This window comes from Paenibacillus sp. PastF-3, from assembly GCF_029893135.1.
GTDB classification, from domain to species: Bacteria; Bacillota; Bacilli; order Paenibacillales; family Paenibacillaceae; genus Paenibacillus_AQ; species Paenibacillus_AQ nitricinens.
Genome location: NZ_JARXWM010000018.1, coordinates 41994 through 65369, shown reverse-complemented (window position 1 = coordinate 65369; position 23376 = coordinate 41994). Strand labels below are relative to the sequence as shown.

Sequence of the window (23376 nt, the reverse complement as noted above, 5' to 3'; positions counted from 1 at the left end):
TATTCCAATAGATAGTAGGAGGTCTTGTATGAAGAGGAAATGGTTATCTGGGGCGCTGGTCGCAGGTCTTCTCGCAACAAGTATACCGTTTGGGGGTGTTGAGGCTGCATATTTGGAAGCGCTTCCTGCCTTTCCCGGCGCGGAAGGTGGCGGGAAATATGTAACCGGTGGAAGAGCTCAATCTGTGTATGAAGTGACGACGCTGGCTGATTACGGTCTCAAGGAAACACCCATTCCAGGTTCTTTCCGCGATGCGGTAAGCCAAAGCAATCGGACTATTGTCTTTCGTGTGGGAGGGACCATCCATCTGAAGGAATCCCTCAAGATTACCGGCTCCAATCTGACGATTGCCGGGCAAACGGCTCCAGGTGACGGGATCACAGTTACCGACTACACAACATCTGTTGAGGCGGACAATATTATTATGCGGTATATGCGTTTCCGGCTAGGAGACCGGGTAGCTAGTGAAGATGATGCCTTTGGATCACGATACCATAAGGATATTATTATTGACCATAGCTCATTCAGCTGGTCCGTGGATGAAGTGGTCAGTCTGTACGATAACGAGAATACTACTGTGCAATGGTCGATATCTGCTGAAAGTATGCTGATGACTAGCCATCAAAAAGGTCGCCATGGTTACGGGGGGATTTGGGGTGGTAAAAATGCCAGCTATCTCCATAATTTAATCGCTCATAGTACGAGTCGTAACCCTCGATTACCTACGATCACCAAGCTGATTGATCTGACGGAGATGACCAATAACGTTATTTATAACTGGGGATTCGCCTCGACTTATGGTGGCGGAGCAGAGGATTATCGATATAACATTACTAATAATTACTATAAAAATGGACCAAACACCTACAGCAGTGTGAATAAACAATTGTTCGGGGAAGTGGCTCCAGAAACCAGATTGTTTATTGATGGGAACATAATGGAGGGGAGTCCGGAAGTTACTGCGGACAATTGGAAAGGTGTGCAGAAGTTCTCCAATATCTCTAAGCTTGCAGAGCCTGCAACGATGCCTAATCCGTATAAAGCGGTGTCAGCGGAGGAGGCTTACGTAAATGTACTGGCTGATGCGGGAGCCACTCTGCCTAGACGAGATGCCTATGATGCACGAGTCATTAATGATGTGAAGAACCGTACCGGGCAGCATATTAATTCTCCTATTGAAATTGGCGGGTATCCCGATTATCCAGAGACAGCATCAAGCGTGGTGGATAGTGATCATGATGGAATGGATGACGCATGGGAGCTGGCGAAAGGTCTGTCTCCTTCCGATCCTGAAGATCGCAATGGAACGACGCTTTCTATGGAAGGTTACACCAATCTGGAAGTATATTTGAATGATCTAATTATTCAAGGTGAAGCAGAGGGGGAGCACATAGATAATCCTGTAACCGCTATCAATTATCCTGCGAATAATCAAATCTTTGAGTCAGGTAGTAAGGTGAACGTAACTGCTTCTGCGAGTGATAGCGATGGAATTGCTAAAGTGGAGTTTATTGTAAATGGTGTGAAGCTAGGGGAAGATCTCACTGCACCTTACAGTTTCGATTGGAACAATGTTCAAGACGGGACCCATTACCTCGTTGTTCAGGCCATAGACCATAAGGGTCTTAAGACACAATCGGATAACGTGGCTATTCATGTTAATACAATAGGCTCTACGCTCCCGTGGACGTCAGTGGATATTGGCCATCCAGGGATTGCCGGACAGACCACACTTCATCCGGAGAGTGGCAAAATCACGCTCAAGTCGGCTGGACTTATCGGAGCAACTTCGGAAAGCGAAAGCGCGGTTGATAACTTTCACTTTGCTTATCAAACCCTGAAAGGCAACGGAGAAATTATCGCAAAAATTGATTCCGTGACACCGACTGATGATTATGCGAAAGCAGGAGTCATGATTCGTGATAGCCTCAAGGATAATGCCAAGATGGCTTTGCTGGCGATCCCTTATGTTAAATATGGCAAGAAAGGCGTTCTAATTACACGTTCTACTGAAGGGGCCAAGGTAATAAAAACCGAGCCAGAAAGCTTCATCAATACGCCTTATTGGGTTAAATTGGTTCGTCTTGGTAATGAAGTGACGGGCCTAATATCACCAGATAAGTTAACTTGGAGTAAGGTCGGTACAGTAAGTCTTGGTCTTAGTGACACGGTTTATTTTGGTCTTGGAGCCGATGCAGCAAAAGTAGACAACAAGGTTAACAGATATAATACTTCTGTCTTCAGTGGTGTGGAGCTAAATTCGCTTGGGGATAAGTTTCCGAGTGCTCCTCGTGTACTTACGGCAACAGCAGGCGAGGAGAAGGTGAAGCTGGACTGGGAGACGGTAGAAACTGCTCAGTCGTATAGTGTTAAACGTAGTGAGGTTTCAGGTGGTCCCTACAAGACGATCCGCACAGATGTCCTAGATAGCCAGTATAAGGATTCTGGATTGAGCCCAGGGAAAACCTATTATTACGTAGTTAGTGCGGTGAATGAACTTGGAGAAAGCTTCGATTCCATGGAGGCTAGCGCTGCGCCTAACGGTGAGGCTGGGAATATTTATTACGTAGATGAGGACTATGAGCAGGTCGACGTGGGTGTGACTCCTGAATATTATGAGGTCACTCCGAAACCACAGACCGAAACGCAAAAGGTTATTGTATCTGCCACACCATCCGGCAGTAAGGGCAATACCTCAGCCAAAGTACTGGATGTGTATGATGCAGCAAACGGCAATGTGCAGTTTATCCGTAAATTCGTACCCATTACGGGTGCGTTAGTCATTGATACTGACTTTATGTTTGCGGCAGAATCGGGAACCTCAATATTCCTTCAAGCCCAGAGTACAGACGGAACCAAAACGGCGTTCTCTATCGAGAGCAGAAAGCCAACGCTTCCAGAGGATTCGAGCAAATTTACATTAACTATGAGCAGAGGAGGCAGCCAGTATCATCAACTGATGAGTTCCTATTCATTAAATCAGTGGTATAACCTTAAGCTGAAGGTCGATGTGAAAAATGATAAAGTTGAGGTATACATCGATAATCAGCTTGCCGGCGCATTTCCTTTTACAACTACGAATTTTGCCAGCTATGGTATTGGGCGTATTTTGTCCAAGACGCCGGGTGGAGGAAAAGGTCATTATTATTTAGATAATCTTAAAGTGTATGTTGAACCGATCAAAACGCCACTTGGTTTGACAGGTCTCCCAGGGAACGAAGCAGCTCAGCTGAAATGGCCTATTCTTGAAGGTGCGACTTCTTACAATATTAAGAGAAGCCTTACGAGTGGGGGGCCTTACGATACCATAGCCAGTGCTATTACAGAGACATCATATATTGATACAGAAGTAACTAATGAAACTACTTATTATTATGTGATCTCCGCGATGGCGCCTACGGGTGAATCAGGGAATTCTAATGAAATTAGGGTTATCCCATCCTCACTTGCGGTGAAATTGCCAGCGCCAGAGTCACTTGCTGCTGTAAGTCGGAATACTCAGCTAGATCTGAGCTGGGATGTGGTGGAGAATGCAGCAAGCTATTCTATCAAGAAGTGGAATGAAGCCATAAGCAGCTATGAAACTGTGGTAAAAGACATCGTCGGAACAACTTATCGTATTGGAGGACTAACCAACGGGCATGCCTATCGGTATGTTGTATCGGCGACAAATGTTGCCGGAGAAGGCAAAGCGTCGGAGCCTGTTATTGCCACTCCGGCAGCTCCTTTGGAAACGCCGGTGGTTTCCATTCAAGCTGGTGATGGTGCGATGACATTGAGTTGGGCAGTGATCGAGGATGCGAGCCAGTATATAGTTAAACGTGCTTTATCTTCGAACGGACCTTATGAAGTGCTTGGTGCTGATATAAGCGGCACAAGCTTTATTGACCGCAAGACAGTAAACGGCACGCCGTATTATTACAAGGTCCAGGCTACAGACGGTACCCGTAGTAGTCTGGACTCAGCTGTTACCCCAGCGGTTTCATACCAGAACTTCGGTCAGCCGCAGGCTCCACAAGAAGTTATGGCAGAGCCGGGCAACAATGAAGTTCGTCTAATCTGGAGCGCAGCTGATGGAGCGAGCAGCTACCAAATTGTACGCTCGGAGAGCGGGGGAAACTATGTGGTCGTAGCTGAAGGGATTGAAGCAGCAGGCTATACCGATAAAGAATTAACCAACGGTAATGCCTATCAATATGCGGTAATAGCCATCGGAGATAAGGGGGCCAGTGTTCCATCCGAGATGGTTCATGTCGTTCCAGCTCCTGTGATTATCGTGGATCAGAATGGGGCAGGAGATTATAAGACAATTAATGAAGCCATCCAGGCAGCGCCTGATAATAATGCCATAACCACGATTATTAAGGTAAAGAACGGCATCTATAATGAGAAGGTTCTAGTTCCTTCTAATAAGAAGAAGATCAACCTGATCGGGGAGAGCCGAGAGGGTACCGTTCTTGTTAATGGAGATTCAGCCAAAACCATCGGCTCAGATGGCAAAGAAGTGGGCACCAGTGGCAGCTATACACTGAAAGCTGCGGCAACAGATTTTACACTGGAGAATATGACGGTTCAGAATAGTGCAGGATTGAATGCTGGTCAGGCAGTTGCTTTGTATGCTGAAGGGGACCGGGGTGTATACCGGAATGTGAAGCTTCTTGGATATCAGGATACCCTGTTCGCGGATAAGGGGAGAGCCTATTTCGTCGACAGCCATATTCAAGGTACGGTAGATTTCATTTTCGGTAATTCTCCTGCGGTATTTGAGAATAATGTGATACAAAGTGCAGGTGCTGGTTATGTTACTGCACCTTCCACTGAATCAGGTAAGCCAGGCTATGTGTTCATCAACAATCAGCTAACAGCGAATGATGGTGTAGCTGCTGGAACAGTGGATCTGGGGAGACCCTGGAGAGATTATGGCAGCTCAATCTTCATCAACACGGAGATGGATGCACATATTCGTGCGACTGGATGGCATGAATGGTATGAAGGTCGATCCAAGACAGCACGTTTCTCCGAGTATTTGAGCTATGGTGAGGGAGGTAACGCATCTTTACGTTATAGCTGGTCTAAGCAATTAACGACAGAAGAGGCAGCAGCCTATACGATTCAAGCCGTTCTTGGTGGGAATGATGGATGGAATCCGCAGAAATCAACAATCTTGGTCAATCAAGCACAGCTTCCTGCGATACATGTGTCTTCAATTACAGTAAAGAGTAAAGATGGAGCCAGCAGCATTGATTCAGAGGGTGGGGTTTTGCAGCTGGCAGCTTCTGTTCTTCCAGAGAATGCGACGAATCCTAATGTTAGCTGGGCTGTGACTGATTCTGATGGTATAACCTCTACGGATAAGGCGGTTATTGATGAGAATGGTTTGCTTACAGCCAGAAAAAACGGGACGATTCAAGTGACTGCACGAGCGGCGGATGGCAGTGGAGTGACAGGAAGTCTAGAGATCAACATCAGTGGTCAAGGTGAACCTATAGCAGAATTACCTGTTGCAACGCTGAAAGGACCTGTTACCGTATCGTCAGGTCAAGCGTTTGCTTATCGTGTCGGGCTCACGAATGTAACTACTTCCGTCTACAAAGAAGTATATGCTGTAGACTTTAAGCTGGAATTCGATGCAACGGGTGTAGAATTTGTATCCGTCCAGACTATACCAGATGAATTGAGAATTACTCATATTGAACAAGAAACTCCAGGTCTAATAAGAGTTAGTGTAACCGGGACCAAGGCAGAGAATGTCCTGACTGACGATGCAGAATTCGTGGAAATGATCTTTAAGGCCAAGAAGATGACCAGTGAAATGGCTGTACCGCTTGGATTTATCTCATTCCGCGGCTCGAACGCAGATGGCGAATTCGACATTCTGCACGAGGCACAGTCCATTGTTCGAATCATTCCGATATCAGTCTTGGAAATTAAAGTGGCAACCAAAGACAATGTGAGCCGAATTAAAAAAGGGGAGACCCTGCAGCTGCTGGCTACGGTCCTACCAGAACATGCATCAGATCCCTCGGTCATATGGTCGGTGGTCAATGAGGATGGATCTGCGGCTGAGCGCGCATCCATTACGGATGCTGGTCTGCTCAGCGCTATAGCAGCGGGTAAAGTAACTGTGAAGGCGACGGCCAAAGATGGCTCAGATGTTGCAGGTATAATGTCTATTGAGATTATTGCGGATACTCAGATTTCAGAATCAGGGGATACGTCTTCATCATCAACAGTGGAGCCGAAGAAATTACCGGAAGCAGCAGTGAACGCAGGGAGAGTCATTCTTTCTGTGACAGCAGATACGAAGGGCAAGGCTGTTGCGAAGATCACGGCGACTATTCTACAGCAAGCCATAAACTCGATGCAGAGCGGAGGGTTAAGCATTGAAGTGAAGCCATCCGCGGACAGCTCGGTGGTTGAACTGACCCTACCAGCTCATGAACTGGCACAAGCTGCAACAAATGGTATGCAGTCATTGGAAATAGATATGGGTCTGTCCACCTTCAGAATAAATGCTGATCTGCTTCGTGCAATGGCTGGATCTGACGCTTCGAATATTAAGCTTGTAGTAGGCAGAGTGGATGCAAAGACACTGGTACTTCAGACCGATGTCGGGGATATTTATGAATTCACATTCTTTGTTGATGGTAAGCGATTTGATAGTTTTGGACGTGGACTGAAGGTAGGATTGGATTTCAAACCAAAGACGACTTCGGAAGTAGAGCAAATAGTAATTTACCAAATTCGTGCAGATGGGACAATGGAAGTCGTTAGAAACTCCCAATACAACGCAGGAATAGGGCAGATGATGTTTAGACCAGAGGATTCCAGCAGATTTACAGTAGGGTATGCAGAGAATTCTTTTAATGATATCGCTGGACTAGGTTGGGCACAAAATAGTATTCATGCTCTTGCAGCCAGAGAAATTCTGCAGGGAGTAGGAGATCATAACTTCGGACCACAGCTGGATGTAACTCGGGCACAGTTCCTGAAGATGCTGATGCTGGCTCTTGAACTGGATGATGCCAGCGCAGTAAGTACATTCCAGGATGTGGCGCTGAATGACTGGTACTATAGCTCTGTTGCTGCCGCCGCGAAGCTTGGTATTGTTCAGGGCAGACCTGATGGTACTTTCGGTGCCAATGAATCCATCAGCCGTGAGGAAATGGCATTGATGGCCTATCGTGCGGCACAAGTCGCCAAGCTTCCGGTAACGGGGTTAGGCGAGTCAGCTATTTTTACTGATGCATCTGGTATTTCGGGCTATGCGCTAGAGGCTGTTCAATCTATGAGAGGTGCAAACATCATTCAAGGAGTTGGCAAGGACAGCTTTGCACCTAAAGCACATGCTACTCGGGCTCAGGCAGCAGTGATTGTGTATCGGTTGTTTCAGTTATTGTAAACATTTCAAGTTGACACCCTGTGTGATTTATCATATTATAATTCGTATTGTTATAAGTAAATAAACCAAACTCTATCCAGTGGATGGAGTGGCGGAATTTTGTCAAAGATGTATTCTTTGGTTTCAGTCGCCCCTTGTCATATCGATGACAAGGGGCTTTATTATGTGATTTGGACGGCTCAATAGGACGGTTCAACAGAAAGGAAAGAAGATTACGATGAATATGAAGTTACTCAAATATGCTTTACTAGTATTTATAGGAGCATGTAGTTATGGATCGCTGTCTACGATCGTTAAGCTTGGAATGAACGATGGATTTAGAATGCAGCAACTGGTCGGGTCGCAATACTTTTTTGGATGGTGCATGCTGCTCTTGTTAGTTGTTTTATTTTCCCGAAAAAAACTCGGATTAAAGGTCGGTGCTTCGTTATTAGGCGCGGGGATTACCATTAGTATGACGGGTATTTTCTATGGGTTTGCCGTTGAACAATTACCTGCTTCGATTGCGATTGTTCTCTTATTCCAATTTACTTGGATTGGTGTGATTCTGGAGGCTGTTGTAGATAGAAAATGGCCTAGTCGAGAGAAAATAATTTCAATGGTTATCCTTTTGATAGGAACCATATTAGCTGGGGGGATTCTAGAACCTAGTGTAGGCGAAATGACTACGAGTGGTATTGTTTTCGGTTTGATGTCTGCGGTGTCGTTTGCCTTTTATATTTTTGTCAGTGGGAGAGTGGCTACGCAGGTACCTGCTGTGAATAAAAGCTTGTATATGACTACAAGTGCAATGATTATTATTATGGTTGTTTTTTCCCCTTCCTTTATTTATGACGGAGCACTTACAGACGGACTTTGGAAGTATGGTCTTCCTTTGGGGTTGCTTGGTATAGTTATTCCTGTACTTTTCTTTTCTATCGGTGTTCCGAAGCTGGGATCAGGTCTGGGAACGATTCTTGGTGCGGCGGAGTTACCGGCAGCTGTAGTAGCCTCCGTGTTAGTCCTGCAAGAAGAGGTATCTCTACTTCGCTGGGTTGGAATTTTCGTTGTTCTGATCGGCATTGCTGCACCACAAATCATACCGATGCGAACAGGGAAAAAGTCACCCAAACGATCCTCCAAAACCGTCACTCCGTAAGGCAGAACTTTAAACTGTAAACTAGCATCGAAGATATGATCAGGTCCTTATAGGATGAGATCATCAATCGGTGTTTTTTTTTGCAGAAAAAGATTGGTGTTAATTTTTCTGGTATGGCGGATCAACGGCTATTATATAGTGGTGCTATTCTATTTAATGGAGATGACCACTGATGAACCGAAACGACTATGACTATTTTAAGTCTTTACACGATCAAGAAAATCCGCTAATCCTGTATAACTGCTGGGATGTAGCCTCAGCTAAAGCGATAGAACAAGCGGGTTCACAGGCTATAGCCACAAGTAGCTTCGCTATGGCAGACGCATGGGGATATTCGGATGGTGAACAGTTTTCATTAGAGCAGCTACTGTGGTATGTTTCAAGAATAGCAGAACATGTATCGGTGCCATTGACGGTAGATATTGAGGGTGGGTATGCTGTAGATGTAGAGTCCTTAGCCAATAACATGGAACAATTATTCCAGCTAGACATCTGTGGGATCAATTTCGAGGATCAAAAGGTGAATCATCCGGACGATGAATTATGGGCAATCGAGGAACAAAGTCATCGTATTCGAACTATAAAGCAAGTGGCAGCCAAACTTCAAAAGAGTGTATTTATGAATGCCAGAACCGATCTCTTTTTCAAAAATAGGAAGCATTCTTTGGATTTAGTGAATGAAGCAATAGAGCGTACCTGTGCTTACGCTGCTGCTGGAGCGGATGGGATTTTTATTCCGGGGCTTACCGATCGAATTCTGATAGAACATTTTGTGCAGCAGTCACCACTGCCTGTAAATGTCATGGTGATGGACGGAATGATTTCAAATGCTGAATTACAGGAGCTGGGTGTAAAAAGAATTAGCTATGGACCGTATAGTTACTTTCAGGCACAGCATAATCTTCAAGAAGATGCTCGAACCATTCTGCAGCTATCCGCGCACATTATTTAGAAATGAGCTAACGACACTATGATCACTAATAAACAGCAAATCGATAAATATTATGAGATGTTAGTCGAAAAAAACTCCAATTATGAAGGCGTATTTTTCGTAGGCGTGAGGACAACAGGGATCATGTGCAGGCCAACTTGTCCCGCTAAAAAGCCATATAAAGAAAATTGCGAGTTTTTTGCAACAGCCAAAGAAGCTTTGTTAGCGTCGTATAGACCTTGTAAAAGATGCCAGCCTTTGTCCAATCCCACGAAAATGTCTTCAGAGGTTAAGCTTCTTGTTGAAGCTATTGAGCTTAATCCGGAAAGAAAATGGACAGATAAAGATTTTGATGAGCTGTCCATGAGTGCAAATACAGCACGCCGGCAATTTAAGAAGCAATTCGGAATGACATTTATTGAATATGCACGTTCCAGACGTTTAGGGCTGGCGTTCAAACATATCAGGAATGGGGATTCAATTATTAACGCACAACTGGACAGCGGGTACGATTCGAGTAATGGGTTTAGGGATGCTTTTTCACGAACGATGGGGACTGTCCCCAATCATTCCAAGCAGATTAAAGTATTGTATTGTACCTGGATAGAAACGATCTTAGGGTCTATGCTTGCGATCTCAGATGAAGAGTGTCTTTTACTGCTGGAATTTGTGGATCGAAAAGGGCTTGAGAACGAAATTAAGAAACTACGCACCCGCTTAAATGCAACTATTTTGCCTGAAAATGTACCCGTACTAGCGCAGATTGAGGAGGAATTAAATCTTTATTTCGAAGGAAAACTTACAGAATTCAGAACGCCGATTCGTTATATTGGCTCTGATTTTCAGCAAAAGGTATGGAATGAACTTCGGAGAATTCCTGTAGGACAAACGGTCTCTTACAAGGAGCTTGCAGAGAATATTGGCAATCCTGCGGCGTGTCGTGCTGTAGCCAGAGCTAATGGAGCGAACCAATTATCAATCTTAGTTCCGTGTCATCGGGTGATAAACAGCAACGGTGAATCAGGGGGATATGGCGGCGGGATCGCAAGAAAAGAATGGTTAATCCATCATGAGAACAACCTTAGTTCAAAGGTAGAATAGCAACTAAAAGTGTACTTTTTCGATGTGTCTGAAGTCTGGGTACATCGTTTTTTTGTTGTTTTTATAAGGGGAATAATACTAGTCCAAGCAAAAGAAGGGAAATTTATTAATTCACAAGAATATCCAATTATGATAGCATAATATATATTTTTATAAGAAAACGCAGCCATAGTTTAAGAAGATTGGAGCGAAGATTATGTTGAAGGTTCTGATCGTAGATGATGAGCCCTGGGTACTTGAAGGGCTGAGAACGATGATAGACTGGGGTAAATACGGTTTTGAAGTGTGTGCTGAAGCTCAAAATGGCTCAGAAGCGATGAAACTTATACAAGAATATAAACCGGAATTGGTCTTAACGGACATTAATATGCCGGTTATAAACGGACTAGAGCTAATCGCACAGTTGAATGAAGTCATGACAATGCCCCCGAAATTTGTGGTGTTGACCGGGTATGACGACTTTAAATATGCACGTACGGCATTGCAACAACGAGTGAATGACTATTTATTAAAACCTATTGATGATGATGAAATAGAGTCCTTATTAAGCAGGATTACGCCTGTAATCCGAAATGAAATCGCTTCCAAGGAAGAGTTTGATAAGAAACAATTCTTTATTGTAAACAATATCGTCAACCGCCTAATTCAAGGCGAGTATAACGAAAATTTAGAGCTTCTAACCCAGACCACGTTGAAGCTTCATGCAAATGCAGAGTTAATGTGTATCCTTATCGAACCAGCCACGTCTATGAATCCATTCCATCCACGTATCGTCGACTATTTTCCTAAGGAATGTACTAATTTCTTTCAAGATCGATCGGGAAGAACAGGTATCATCCTTGAATCTGCTTCTATTGATAATGAGAGTCTGGATGCGATCATCAACCAAATTCGGTCGGATATCACTGAACAATTTCATGAACCGGTCCTCCTAGCAATTAGTACTAGAATGATTGGGATCTGCTCGATTCGAGAAATCTATACGCAAGCTCTTGATGTATGGAAACGAAAAAAACATCAGCAGAAGAATGGGATCTTTTATTATTGTGAGCTTAGGACCCTAAAGAAGAAGGAACACCATGAGGATCACTTCAAACTGCTGCTGGATAAGGTACTAGCGAATGATGTAGAGCAGATACAGCCATGTATAAAAGAAACGTTCGCTTCTTTCGTAGAGAATCTGTTGACGATCGAGGTCGTGCAAGCTCAAGTGGCTCATTTGGAGCTAACGATCTGTACACTGATAGCTCAAATGAATGGTGCCCCTGATACGATGATGATAAAGCTACAGCAAGAGTATGGAAATCTAGGCGAACTAAATGACTATTTGGTATTAAGCCGCTATGTTCAAAGCCTGTGTATGCTGGCGACGGTCTATCTATCTGATCTAGAGCAGCAGAATGAACAAAATACGATTTACAAGGTGATTCAGTATGTGGATTGTGAATATCGGAATAAGCTGAAGCTTCAGGATTTAGCACGACAATTTCATATCAATTCTACCTATTTGGGACAGCTGTTCAGGAAACAAACGGGTCAGGGCTTTTGTGAATATTTAAATGGTAAAAGGATTGAGGAAGCCAAAAGTCTGCTTAAACGAACGCAGTTGAAAATATCGGATATCGCTGTGCAGGTGGGCTTCTCAAATACAGACTATTTTATAGATAAATTCAAGTTGATTGCAGGGGTAGTACCCTCTGTTTATAAAAATGAAAATAAAAATCAATAGCTTTTGGGGAAGCAAGGTGTTTCGTATGGAGAGAAGAAAATTCAGATTTAGAAAAGTAGTGAATGACATTCCACTGAACTATAAATTTTCCCTCATTTACGTTATAGGCGTTCTACTCCCTATTATTATCATCAACCTAGTTTTTTTGGATCGGATCTCGGACCTGATCAAATCAAGAGAGCAGCAGAATCTAGAGATCTCATTAGAGAGAGCAAGAAAGGATATCCATGATTTTATTGAGGGAGGAGTAGCCGTCAGTTACGCGCTGTCTTCCGATAAGAATCTGTATGAGTGGCTTGAGCGAAAATATGACAACTCTATTGAATTTTATGATACTTTCGATCAACATCTTAGGGGTCGGATGAACGGTTATATGCCGGTCAACAATCAAATTGAACGAATTACCGTATTTACGAATAATGACTCTATTGTTTCGGGCAGTAATTATCAGGTCATCACTGACAAGGTAAAGGAGAGCGAATGGTATAAGCAAACACAGGCTGCTAATAAACATGTTCTTCTTGCAGCCTATCATATGAGTGAGGTACCTAATATGGCCTCCACGGCTCCTTATTTCAGTGTAATTGAGCAAATGGATGCGTACAGTTCATTGAATGAATATACAAAGCTGATTCGGATTGATTTGGATCTTAGCAAAATTTATGACGTAATTATTAGAGAAAGGGACTATTTAAGCCTTTATCTCGTGAATGAGCAGGACGAAATTGTTATGTCTGCACAGAGTGGATATCAGAGAGGTACGAGGGACCCTTATCCTGTGTTTAAGCTGCAGGATGTTGAGCGTAAGGAAGATCTCCATATTGTATCTATTGGTGGTGCTAGTTATATTAAAGGCTGGCGATTAATAGGAATTACACAAGGTGAGCGAATTGTTCAAGCGATAATGGAGATCAGGATTTATGCAGGTATTTTGGCATCTATTGTCACTTTGCTCACAACAATCTTTTTATATGTGATGTTAAGATCCTACAATTATCGAGTAAAGCGGCTGTCTAGGCATATGCAGAAAGTAACGAATGAGAAGTTCGATTTGATTCAAATCGATGAAGGACAAGACGAGATTGGTGGTTTGATACGGAATTTTAATATGATGACTACTAGAATTAATTCTCTGATCAATGATGTCTACAAGCTGGAGATTCAGAAGAATAGTCTGGAAATGGAAAGGGTAAGGGCTGAATTGAATTTTTTGCAAAGTCAGATGAACCCTCATTTTTTATTTAATACGTTAAATGCCATTCTGGTTGTCTGTACCAAAAACAATTACTCGGATGTTACAGATATTATTAAGAGCTTATCAAAATTACTTAGAAGACTGCTGAGTTGGAAGGAAGATCTCGTTACATTGGAAGAAGAAATGACCTTTATTGAGATGTATTTAAAAATTGAGAAATTCCGGTTCAGGGATAAATTTGAATATCAATTCGAGATCGATGAGCAGTCGCTGCAATATAAAATTCCAAAGCTAAGCATGCAACCGTTAGTAGAAAATTCCTGCAAACATGGCCTGCAGGCCATAGAAGGACTCGGCATCATTAGAGTAAAAACGGAAATCGTGGACGGCCGTTTGCAAGTTACGATTTCAGATAATGGCAAAGGGATCGAACCAAGCCAGCTTAAAGAAATATTATTTAATGTTCAAAATGAAGAAGCCTCTTCAGGGACGAATATCGGAATTCGTAACGTGTATCGGAGACTGGAGTTATATTATGATGATCAGGTTCGCTTTGAAATTAACAGTGTCCCAAATGAAGGGACTGTTGTCACGTTTGGCATTCCGCTAAAGCTCCTGGAACGAAAAAATAGCTAGAAGGTGAGGGAGCCTATGAAATACAAAGTATTGTTGATCGATGATGAACCTAGCGCTCTTGAGGGGATGCAAATATGGATAGACTGGCAGGCACTTGGCTTTGAGGTGTGTGGAACCTCCAGTAATGGCAAAGAGGGCTTACAGTTAATAAAGCAGCTTTTGCCGGATCTTGTCATTACAGATGTAAATATGCCGCTGATGAATGGCCTGGAGATGGTTGCAGCCTGGCAGCAAGAGGAGACAAAGAAGATTAAATTTGCCATACTGAGCGGTTATAGTGAGTTTGAATATGCTAAGACAGCTATAAGATATGGCATTAATCATTATCTGATGAAGCCGCTTTTTGAAGAAGAGGCGGCAGAAGAACTGAAGGAGATCTATCAGGAATTAGAAGAGGAGTCTCAAAAGCGAAGCTTAAACCAAATGGCAACCTCAGAGGAAGTTGTCTCTCTTCTGAAGCGAATTCTGAATGAGAAAGTGGAAGATAAATCGGATGTTACCGTACTTACCCGTTTATCGGAAGAAAAAAGCCTTTGGAATATTTGTTTACTACAGACAGACCCGAAGATGTATACGGAAATAAGAGAGAAGGCAGTAGCTCTCCTAACGAATACGGAGGCGATGTTTCTGATGGATCTGGAGGCGTATTGCTTCGGCATCGTATACGGATATCCTTCGGAGTCTGATGAGGGTGCTGCAATATATGATATAGTAGCTCCCTTACTGAATAAACAACCTAAGCAAGCCATGTATATTGCAGTAGGGGCTAGTGAAGGCTCCTTATTTCAACTTGCGAATAGCTACCGAACGGCAAAAGAAACGTTAATGTTTTATTTTTATAATTCTGATCATTCGGGGTTCTTAAGCTATCAGGGAACCAAGGATAGCCCATTCAGCTATCATTATGATCAAATTGGGCTGATGGATGACTTAATGAGGCCTATTAACACATTAGACAAAAAAGGCTTTAAACAAGCTGTGGGCTTGGCTTCCCGTAGTTTTCGTGAGATGCGCATTGCTCCAGAGGTTGTGAAGAAGATCGTTATTCATATTATGTATAAGATTGTTGAGTTCACTTCTGGAGCTAGTGAAGTTCAGGTATCATCCTTGTTAACCCAAATCACAATCCCTGAAATGCGGGACTCTATGATGAAGTTGAACGATTTAATGCGTAATTTACTAGCATGCGGGGAAGCGAGTATTGATATTCTTCTACAAGAACAAAGCCAAAGATCGCAGGGAATTGTACAGGAAATTAACAACTATATTGAAGAACATTATCGTGAAAACCTTACGATTAAGAAGCTGTCAGAGGTATTCTTCCTGCATCCAGTGTATCTAGGACAATTATTGATCAAGAAGAATGGAATTAATTTCAATGAGCAGCTGCATGACCTCCGGATTAAGGAGTCCACACGTTTACTTCAACATGGCAAGCTGAAAAACAGTGAGATCGCTGAAAAAGTGGGGTATTCCAATTATAGTCAGTTCCTGAAACAATTTGAAAAAAAGATGCGTATGAGCCCTAATGAATTTAAACATCAGAATACCTAAACTTTTTGGGGGTACACCTTTAGTTCTGGCGTATTATCAGTGGCACCATCACCTCTATAATTTAACTTGTAAGGGCTTACAATGTTGCTACACCAACAAAATATGGAGGTGCTTTATGGGGGGCAAGTCAATATCAAAGTTCAAGCTTAGTTTGATTGCTGTATTATCCCTAAGTTTTACCCTAGCAGGGTGCGGTGGAAATAACAGCGGTAATACTGCTAAGGGAGAAAACAAGCCAGCAGAAACAGCAGCTGCAAATGCAGCTGGAACCGATGACAAGAAGATAGAGCCTTTTGAGGTTAGTATCTTTCTTGGAGAAGCAGGTCAGCAACCAACACCAGATAACAAAATTTACAAGATGATTAAAGAAAAGACAGGCGCATCATTTAATTTTGAATTCTTGGCAGGAGACCTTAAACAGAAGCTTGGCGTTATGATTGCCGGTTCGGATTATCCGGATCTGATGAGTTCTAATACCCAACTGACGGCAGCAGGCGCATTTATTCCTCTCGAAGACTTGATTGAAGAATACGCTCCGAATTTGAAAGCGCATTACGCAGCTTACTGGAACATGATGAAGGATCCTAATGATGGACATATCTATACACTTCCAAACTATGGTGCGTATAACGGTGATGTGAATTCAACCTATTACTCTGGCCCAGCTTTCTGGATTCAGAAAGCTATACTTAAAGATGCCGGTTATCCAAAGATTAAAACTTTGGACGAGTATTTCGATCTTATCGTTAAATATAAAGAGAAAAATCCAACCATTGATGGACAGCCAACAGTTGGGTTTGAGATTCATAACAAAGATTGGAGAAACTGGGGATTGTTTAACGCTCCTCAGCATCTGATCGGGCATCCTAATGATGGCGGAGTAGTAGTTAAGGATAACGTAGCAGAAATCTTTGCAGATAAAGACTATGCAAAGCAGTACTATAAGAAGCTTAATGAAATGAATGCATTGGGCATTATTGACCAAGAAGCATTTACAATGGATTATGACCAATACTTAGCTAAATTGTCCAGCGGTGCCGTTCTGGGAATGTTTGATCAGCACTGGAACTTTCAAAAGGCTGAAGATTCTCTTACCACACAAAAGAAAGATGAAAGAACTTATGTTGGACTTCCTCTTGTGTATGATACGAACACCAAAGACTACTATCTAGATCGCCCTGCACTTAACTTGAATAATGGTTTTGGGATCACTGTTAATGCTAAAGATCCAGTGAAAATCATTAAACTTATGGATACCTTAATTGAGGAAGATTGGCAAAAAATCTTTACCTGGGGTATTGAAGGCGAAGATTATCAAGTGGAAAATGGTCGCTTTATGAGAAATCAAGAGCAACGGGACCATGCAGCTGATGCTACATGGAAGCTTAGCAACAAAGCAGAAGCTTGGTACGCTACCGCTCCGAAATTGCAAGGATACTTTGCAGATGGTAACTCAACGGATGCCGCAGCACAACCAGAAGAGTACAAGGCAGGGTTGAAAGCGTATGATAAAGAAATCCTTGATGCTTATGGCTTCAACAGTTATGTGGATTTCTTCAGTAAGCCTGGACCGAACCCAGTAGCTTACCCTGCATGGTCCATAGATCTTGTTGAAAATTCTGATGCGAAAATTGCCGATACGAAGATGGGTGATTTGAAAACCAAGTTCCTGCCAAAAGCGATTTTGGCTAGTCCTTCCAATTTCGATAAAGTTTGGACTGAATTTGTTGGAGAACTTCATAAAACGAATATTAAAGCCTACGAAGACAGAATCAATGAACAGCTTAAATGGAGATTTGATACTTGGAGTGTTAAATAGTTAGATCTTGCTTAAAAATCAGAAAGTGGTGGCTTTTTAAAGCCAGCCACTTTCTGAAATATCTGGATGATGTGGGGAGAAACTATATATGGATGAGATTCTAACGGGAAAAAAGGTTAACCGGCATCCTAAAAGAAAAAAGAAGCAACCGATTACGATGACCTTGATTAAGAATCAGAAACAGCTGATTTGGATGTCAGTTCCATTGATGCTGTATATTATACTATTTGCTTATGTCCCTGTTTGGGGATGGACGATGGCTTTTCAGGATTATAAACCAGCTAAGGCTTTTGGCGAACAGACATGGGTTGGTCTAAAGCACTTCAAGTTTCTATTTACGGACGATACTTTTTTAAGGGTACTACGAAATACACTGGGTATGGGATTAATTAATTTCTTTTTAGGATTTATAACCGCGATAACATTGGCCTTACTTCTTAATGAAATCAAAAATGTATTTTGGAAAAGAACAGTGCAGACCATATCCTACTTGCCTCACTTTCTCTCTTGGATTATTGTAACAGGGATTGTAGGTGTCTCCCTCTCGGTTAACGACGGGATTGTCAACATCGTTCTCATGAAATTACATCTTATCGATTCACCGATCCTTTGGTTGAGTGAAGGGAAGTATTTCTGGGGTATTGTGGGTGCTTCAACCGTTTGGAAAGAGGTTGGATGGAGTACAATCATCTACTTGGCTGCAATTGCTTCTATAGATCCAGCTTTATATGAGGCTGCTGAGATTGATGGGGCTAACCGGTACAAAAAAATGTCCAATGTTACCTTGCCGGGAATTAAACCAACCATTGTAATCCTGATGATAATGTCCATAGGGCATGTACTGGACGTTGGATTTGAGGTTCCGTACTTGTTAGGGAACGGGCTTACTATAGACTGGTCGGAAACGATAGATGTATTTGTATTGAAATACGGAATTGGGCAAGGGAATTATTCCTTAGCCACTGCGGGTGGCATATTTAAAACAGTCGTAAGTGTAACATTGCTGCTATTTGCTAACTGGACTGCGAAGCGGCTAGGGGAAGAGAGGCTGTTATAATCATGGAAAAAACTCAATTGATACCTCAAAGATCTCCAAAGAACAATGTTGGAAAACGTATGAGAAATATGGGAATCGAACCAGTAGTGTTCGGCACCTTTAATACTATTTTTATGGTATGCCTAGTTATAGTTACCTTATATCCGTTCCTAAATACTATAGCAGTCTCCTTGAATGCCGGAAATGATACTATTCGCGGCGGCATTTATCTATGGCCCAGAGAGTGGACCATACAAAACTACAAAGCCGTCTTTGCCTCTGGTACAATTATTCCTGCTTTTTGGATTTCGGTAGCACGAACAGTGTTATCTACGGTCCTGAATCTATTTTTGACCACGATGCTTGCCTATACGTTAAGCCGGAAAGAATATGTTTTCCGCAAGCAGATTACCTTTGTATTTGTCCTTACTATGTACTTTAATGCGGGTCTGATTCCAAATTATTTCCTGATTAAGGATCTTCATTTGCTTAATTCGTTTTGGGTATATGTAATACCGTCTATGGTAAGTGCATTTAATATGATCGTCATTCGCACTTATATTGGTGGCTTGCATGAAAGTCTTATGGAATCTGCAAGAATCGACGGTGCTGGGGAATTCAAGATCTTTATGAAAGTAGTTTTACCTTTGTGTAAACCTGTGCTTGCTACAATCGCCCTTTTTGTGGCGGTAGGTGCCTGGAACGCATGGTTTGATGCTTTTATCTACACCTCTTCCCGCCAACACTTGAGCACATTGCAGTATGAATTGATGAAGTTGATCTCCTCTAGTATGAATGCAAATGGTAACCCTAGTGTAGCCAACGGGGCAGGAATGACTGCGGATTCGGTAAGAGACCAGGTTACCCCAATTTCCATAAGGGCAGCGGTTACTATTGTTGCTTCGGTTCCAATTTTGCTAGTCTATCCATTCATGCAAAAGTACTTTGTAGTTGGTATGAACGTAGGAAGCGTGAAGGAATAAGGAGCTTGCAATCACTATTAAGGAATAGGAAGGTTGTTTGTTAAAACATGACCCAATCTTCAATCACATACACGAATCCAATACTTCCGGGCTTCTATCCCGATCCAAGCATCACTCGGGCAGGAGATGACTACTATTTAGTTTGCAGCTCTTTCGAGTATTTTCCTGGCGTACCTATTTTTCATAGTCAGGATTTAATTCACTGGACACAAATGGGTCATGTACTGGATCGTATAAGTCAGCTAGATACACGTAAAAGCAAGAGCTCTGGTGGAATATTTGCACCAACCATTCGTTATCATGACGGAACCTTCTATATGATAACGACCGAGGTACACGGGAAGGGGAACTTCTATGTTACGGCTACGGACCCGGCGGGTCCGTGGTCCGATCCAATTGTTATTCCTTATGGGGGCATTGACCCTTCTCTAATGTTTGATGAGGATGGAAAGGTATATGTAACCACCCAGCAGGGAGCAGATTATGACTCCCATGCCATCCAATATGAGATAGATATTGCTACGGGAGCAGCATTAACAGAACCTGTTGTTATCTGGACTGGGGATGGTGGACCTTGGACGGAAGGACCACATTTGTACCGAATAAATGGAATGTATTATATCATGACGGCTTCAGGAGGAACGGCGAAGGAGCATCGGGAGATCGTTGGCCGCAGCTCCTCTCCATATGGACCGTTCGAACGATTACCACATCCAATATTAACGCATAGTCAAACCGAGAGTCCCATTCAATATTTAGGGCATGCCGATCTGATTGAAGATCAGAACGGGGATTGGTGGGCCGTGTTTCTTGGCGTAAGACTAGTGGAATCCAAGTATACCGTACTTGGGCGGGAGACCTTTCTTGCCCCTGTAACGTGGAATGAAGACGGATGGCCAATGATTGATAATAATGAAGATATTGTAGGATTGGAAATGAAGGTGCCGCGGGTTCCCGGCTCCTCTCCTAAACCTGCTTCAAGCGGAAGATATGACTTTGATGACGAAGTCTTACCCTTGTCATTAGCCTTTCTCCGTAATCCTGCTGAGGCAAGCTGGTCTTTAGAGGAACGTCCGGGATGGCTGTCTCTTCGGGGTCAACCTGAAGGTCTTAGTGATATCGGACAGGTAGCTTTTATAGGTAGAAGACAGCAGCATACTTCAGCAGAATGGAGCACACTACTGGAGTTTAACCCAAGTAGGGACGGTGACGAGGCTGGGCTTTGCGCGAGATTGGATGAGAATGCACATTATGAGATTGCTCTATCGCAAAGAAATGGACAAAGAGTAATCGTAGCTTGTTTAACCGTTGATGGAATAACACAGGTGGCGGCAGAGGTTCCAACGACAGCTGGACATCTTTATTTGAAAATTCGAGCGGAGCTAACCGAATATACCTTATTGTACGCTTTGGATGGGCAGGAGTGGATTGAGCTATCTAAGGCTCTAGCCTACCCATTATCTCCTCAAGCTGTAAAAGGAAATGGATTTACGGGTGTTCTTATCGGCTTATATGCGTCAGGTCATGGTCAAGTGGCTGAGCTACCTGCCTACTTTGATTGGTTTGATTATCGGTCTTAATAAGTCGAATACGGAATATAATTGCGTTTGTTAGGAGGGAACTTGTTGAGACAAGCTAGTGATTTTACAGAGCCTGCACTAAAGACAGTGTTCGCTAAGGATTTCAAAATTGGCGCAGCCGTCAACCCATTGACGATCCAATCACAGGAGCAGTTACTTGCCTATCATTTCAATAGTATCACCGCTGAAAATGAGATGAAGTTTGAGAGTCTGCATCCGCTTGAGAACATTTATAATTTTAAGGAGGCAGACCAGCTGGTTGCCTTCGCCCGGAAATATGATATGGCGATGCGTGGACATACCTTGATCTGGCATAACCAAACTACAGATTGGCTGTTTGAGGATAAGAACGGTGGATCTGTAAGTAAAGAGACTTTGCTCTCACGAGTTAAATCACATATTCAGACCGTAGTAGGGCGTTATAAGGAAGATATTTATGCTTGGGATGTTGTCAATGAAGTTATAGCCGATGAAGGTGAAGAGCTTCTTCGCCATTCGAAGTGGCTCGACATTGTGGGCCCGGATTTTATCGCCAAAGCGTTTGAATTCGCCCATGAAGCTGATCCTAAGGCATTATTATTCTACAACGACTACAATGAATCCCATCCATTAAAACGTGACAAAATCTATGAACTGGTGAAGTCACTGCTGGAACAGGATGTGCCGATCCATGGCGTCGGATTGCAGGCACACTGGAATTTATACGATCCTAGTCTAGATGATATCCGTGCAGCTATTGAGAAATATGCATCCTTAGGACTTCAGCTCCAACTGACAGAGCTGGATGTATCCATGTTCCGTTTCGATGACAAACGTAAGGATCTAAGGGCTGCACCAACTGATATGCTTGAACTGCAGGCCAAACGATATGAAGCGATGTTTGCCCTGCTGAAAGAATACCGTGACGTGATTAGCTCGGTCACGTTCTGGGGAGCAGCAGATGACTATACTTGGCTGGATGATTTCCCTGTTCGTGGACGGAAGAACTGGCCGTTCCTATTCGATGAAGGGCATAAGCCGAAGCCAGCTTTCCATCGAATGATCGCCTCTGAAATGAAATCATAGAGTGGGCAAGCTGCTCAAATGATGAACTGTGAACCCGTCCTTATATCGATTAAGGGCGGGTTATTTATACGTTGATAGATTAGTAGAATAGATCTCAAAGGGCGGATTAAAGTGAGCGTGACAATTAGAATGATTCTGGAAGATTTAATGGGAACTGTGGAACAGATAGATGGAACTGTAGATACTCTAAAGCCGGGGAATCCAGAAATGGTGATTACAGGGATGGTTACGGCATTTTGCGCTACGCAATATGTTGTGGAACGAGCGATTGCTATGAACGCCAATTTGTTAATTACACACGAAGGTGTGTTTTACAGTCATCATGATCCCAGCGAGTGGTTAGAGGATGACCCTGTGTATCGCGCGAAACGGAGTTTGATTGAGCGTTCTGAACTGGCTATTTTTCGTTATCATGATTATTGGCATCGGCATCAACCGGATGGGATCATGGTGGGCTTGCTACGAGAGCTTGAATGGTCAGCCTATGTGGTTGAGCAGCAACCCACTGCTACAATCCTATCGATTCCAGCTATGACGGTAAGTGAAGCGGCTCAGTATATAAAAAGAAAGCTAGGCATCCCCTACGTACGCGTTGCCGGCGATCTATCACAGACATGCAGACATGTGGGGATATTAGTAGGTTACCGAGGAGGTGGGACGATGGCTATTCCTCTTTTTAATCAGCACAATCTTGATTTAATCATTGCTGGCGAGGGCCCGGAATGGGAAACTCCAGAATATGTGAGGGATGCAGTCCATCAAGGCAGATCAAAAGCGCTGATTATGTTAGGTCATGCGGAAAGTGAAGCTCCAGGAATGAAATATTTAGCTGAAGTTCTGGCACAGAAATATCGAATAATTCCTACTTATTTTATTGCTGAACAACCGATCTATCAGCTAGTGTAGTCCATCGAAATGGAAATGAAGAATAAATTTGCATATTATGGAGAAAATGATGGGAAACCAGGTCACTGAGAAAGGAGTGTTTCAATGGAAATTCCTTTGGAGGCTGATGAAGTGTTAACTCGTATCAAAAAGCTTCAAACCGATGGAAGCTCGATCAGCAAAAAGCAAGTGAAGCAAAGCGACCCTGATCTAATGAGAAGTGCGCTGTTCTTTTTTCCGAGCTGGGAGCATGCATTGAAAAACGCCAATCTGTTGTAGCCATATGATTGTATAAAGAAGCCGAGTAGTTCAGGGATTGATC

At 43.0% G+C, this 23376-nt stretch carries 14 protein-coding genes; all 14 read left to right on the top strand.

Going from position 1 to position 23376, the window contains the following annotated elements; all coding sequences use genetic code 11:
- The first annotated feature begins 28 nt into the window (after positions 1-28).
- The 14 genes from M2444_RS26750 to M2444_RS26685 all read left to right on the top strand — a co-directional run bounded on the left by M2444_RS26750 (position 29) and on the right by M2444_RS26685 (position 23333).
- Positions 29-7402 (top strand): pectinesterase family protein, encoded by a 7374-nt coding sequence (locus M2444_RS26750; RefSeq protein ID WP_280788492.1) that lies wholly within the window; start codon positions 29-31, stop codon positions 7400-7402.
- A gap of 223 nt (positions 7403-7625) precedes the next feature.
- Positions 7626-8540 carry an EamA family transporter gene (locus M2444_RS26745; protein ID WP_280788513.1) on the top strand — a complete coding sequence of 305 codons (915 nt, stop codon included), beginning with the start codon at positions 7626-7628 and terminating at the stop codon, positions 8538-8540.
- Between the two features lie 172 nt (positions 8541-8712).
- Positions 8713-9492 (top strand): isocitrate lyase/PEP mutase family protein, encoded by a 780-nt coding sequence (locus M2444_RS26740; RefSeq protein ID WP_280788491.1) that lies wholly within the window; start codon positions 8713-8715, stop codon positions 9490-9492.
- An 18-nt stretch (positions 9493-9510) separates the two neighbouring features.
- Positions 9511-10572, top strand: coding sequence for a bifunctional transcriptional activator/DNA repair enzyme AdaA (locus tag M2444_RS26735; protein WP_280788490.1), 1062 nt, complete (start codon positions 9511-9513; stop codon positions 10570-10572).
- Between the two features lie 196 nt (positions 10573-10768).
- The gene (locus M2444_RS26730; protein WP_094877103.1) at positions 10769-12301 is read left to right on the top strand and encodes a response regulator; all 1533 of its coding nucleotides are present in this window, start codon (positions 10769-10771) and stop codon (positions 12299-12301) included.
- Between the two features lie 25 nt (positions 12302-12326).
- Positions 12327-14132: a sensor histidine kinase gene (locus M2444_RS26725; RefSeq protein ID WP_280788489.1), complete on the top strand. Its 1806-nt coding sequence runs from the start codon at positions 12327-12329 to the stop codon at positions 14130-14132.
- A 15-nt stretch (positions 14133-14147) separates the two neighbouring features.
- Positions 14148-15686 (top strand): response regulator transcription factor, encoded by a 1539-nt coding sequence (locus M2444_RS26720; RefSeq protein WP_280788488.1) that lies wholly within the window; start codon positions 14148-14150, stop codon positions 15684-15686.
- Between the two features lie 115 nt (positions 15687-15801).
- Positions 15802-17505, top strand: a complete 1704-nt coding sequence (locus M2444_RS26715; RefSeq protein ID WP_094877101.1) for a type 2 periplasmic-binding domain-containing protein — start codon at positions 15802-15804, stop codon at positions 17503-17505.
- An 88-nt stretch (positions 17506-17593) separates the two neighbouring features.
- Positions 17594-18562, top strand: a complete 969-nt coding sequence (locus M2444_RS26710; protein ID WP_094877100.1) for an ABC transporter permease — start codon at positions 17594-17596, stop codon at positions 18560-18562.
- Positions 18563-18621: 59 nt separating this feature from the next.
- Entirely contained in the window at positions 18622-19524 is a 903-nt protein-coding gene (locus M2444_RS26705) for a carbohydrate ABC transporter permease (protein WP_094877124.1), read from the top strand.
- 47 nt (positions 19525-19571) lie between these two features.
- Complete coding sequence (locus tag M2444_RS26700; RefSeq protein WP_094877099.1) at positions 19572-21104, top strand: glycoside hydrolase family 43 protein; 1533 nt, start codon at positions 19572-19574, stop codon at positions 21102-21104.
- Between the two features lie 45 nt (positions 21105-21149).
- Complete coding sequence (locus tag M2444_RS26695) at positions 21150-22169, top strand: endo-1,4-beta-xylanase (protein ID WP_094877098.1); 1020 nt, start codon at positions 21150-21152, stop codon at positions 22167-22169.
- Positions 22170-22280: 111 nt separating this feature from the next.
- The gene (locus tag M2444_RS26690; RefSeq protein WP_280788487.1) at positions 22281-23075 is read left to right on the top strand and encodes a Nif3-like dinuclear metal center hexameric protein; all 795 of its coding nucleotides are present in this window, start codon (positions 22281-22283) and stop codon (positions 23073-23075) included.
- An 84-nt stretch (positions 23076-23159) separates the two neighbouring features.
- Complete coding sequence (locus tag M2444_RS26685) at positions 23160-23333, top strand: hypothetical protein (RefSeq protein WP_179283680.1); 174 nt, start codon at positions 23160-23162, stop codon at positions 23331-23333.
- Positions 23334-23376 lie beyond the last annotated feature (43 nt).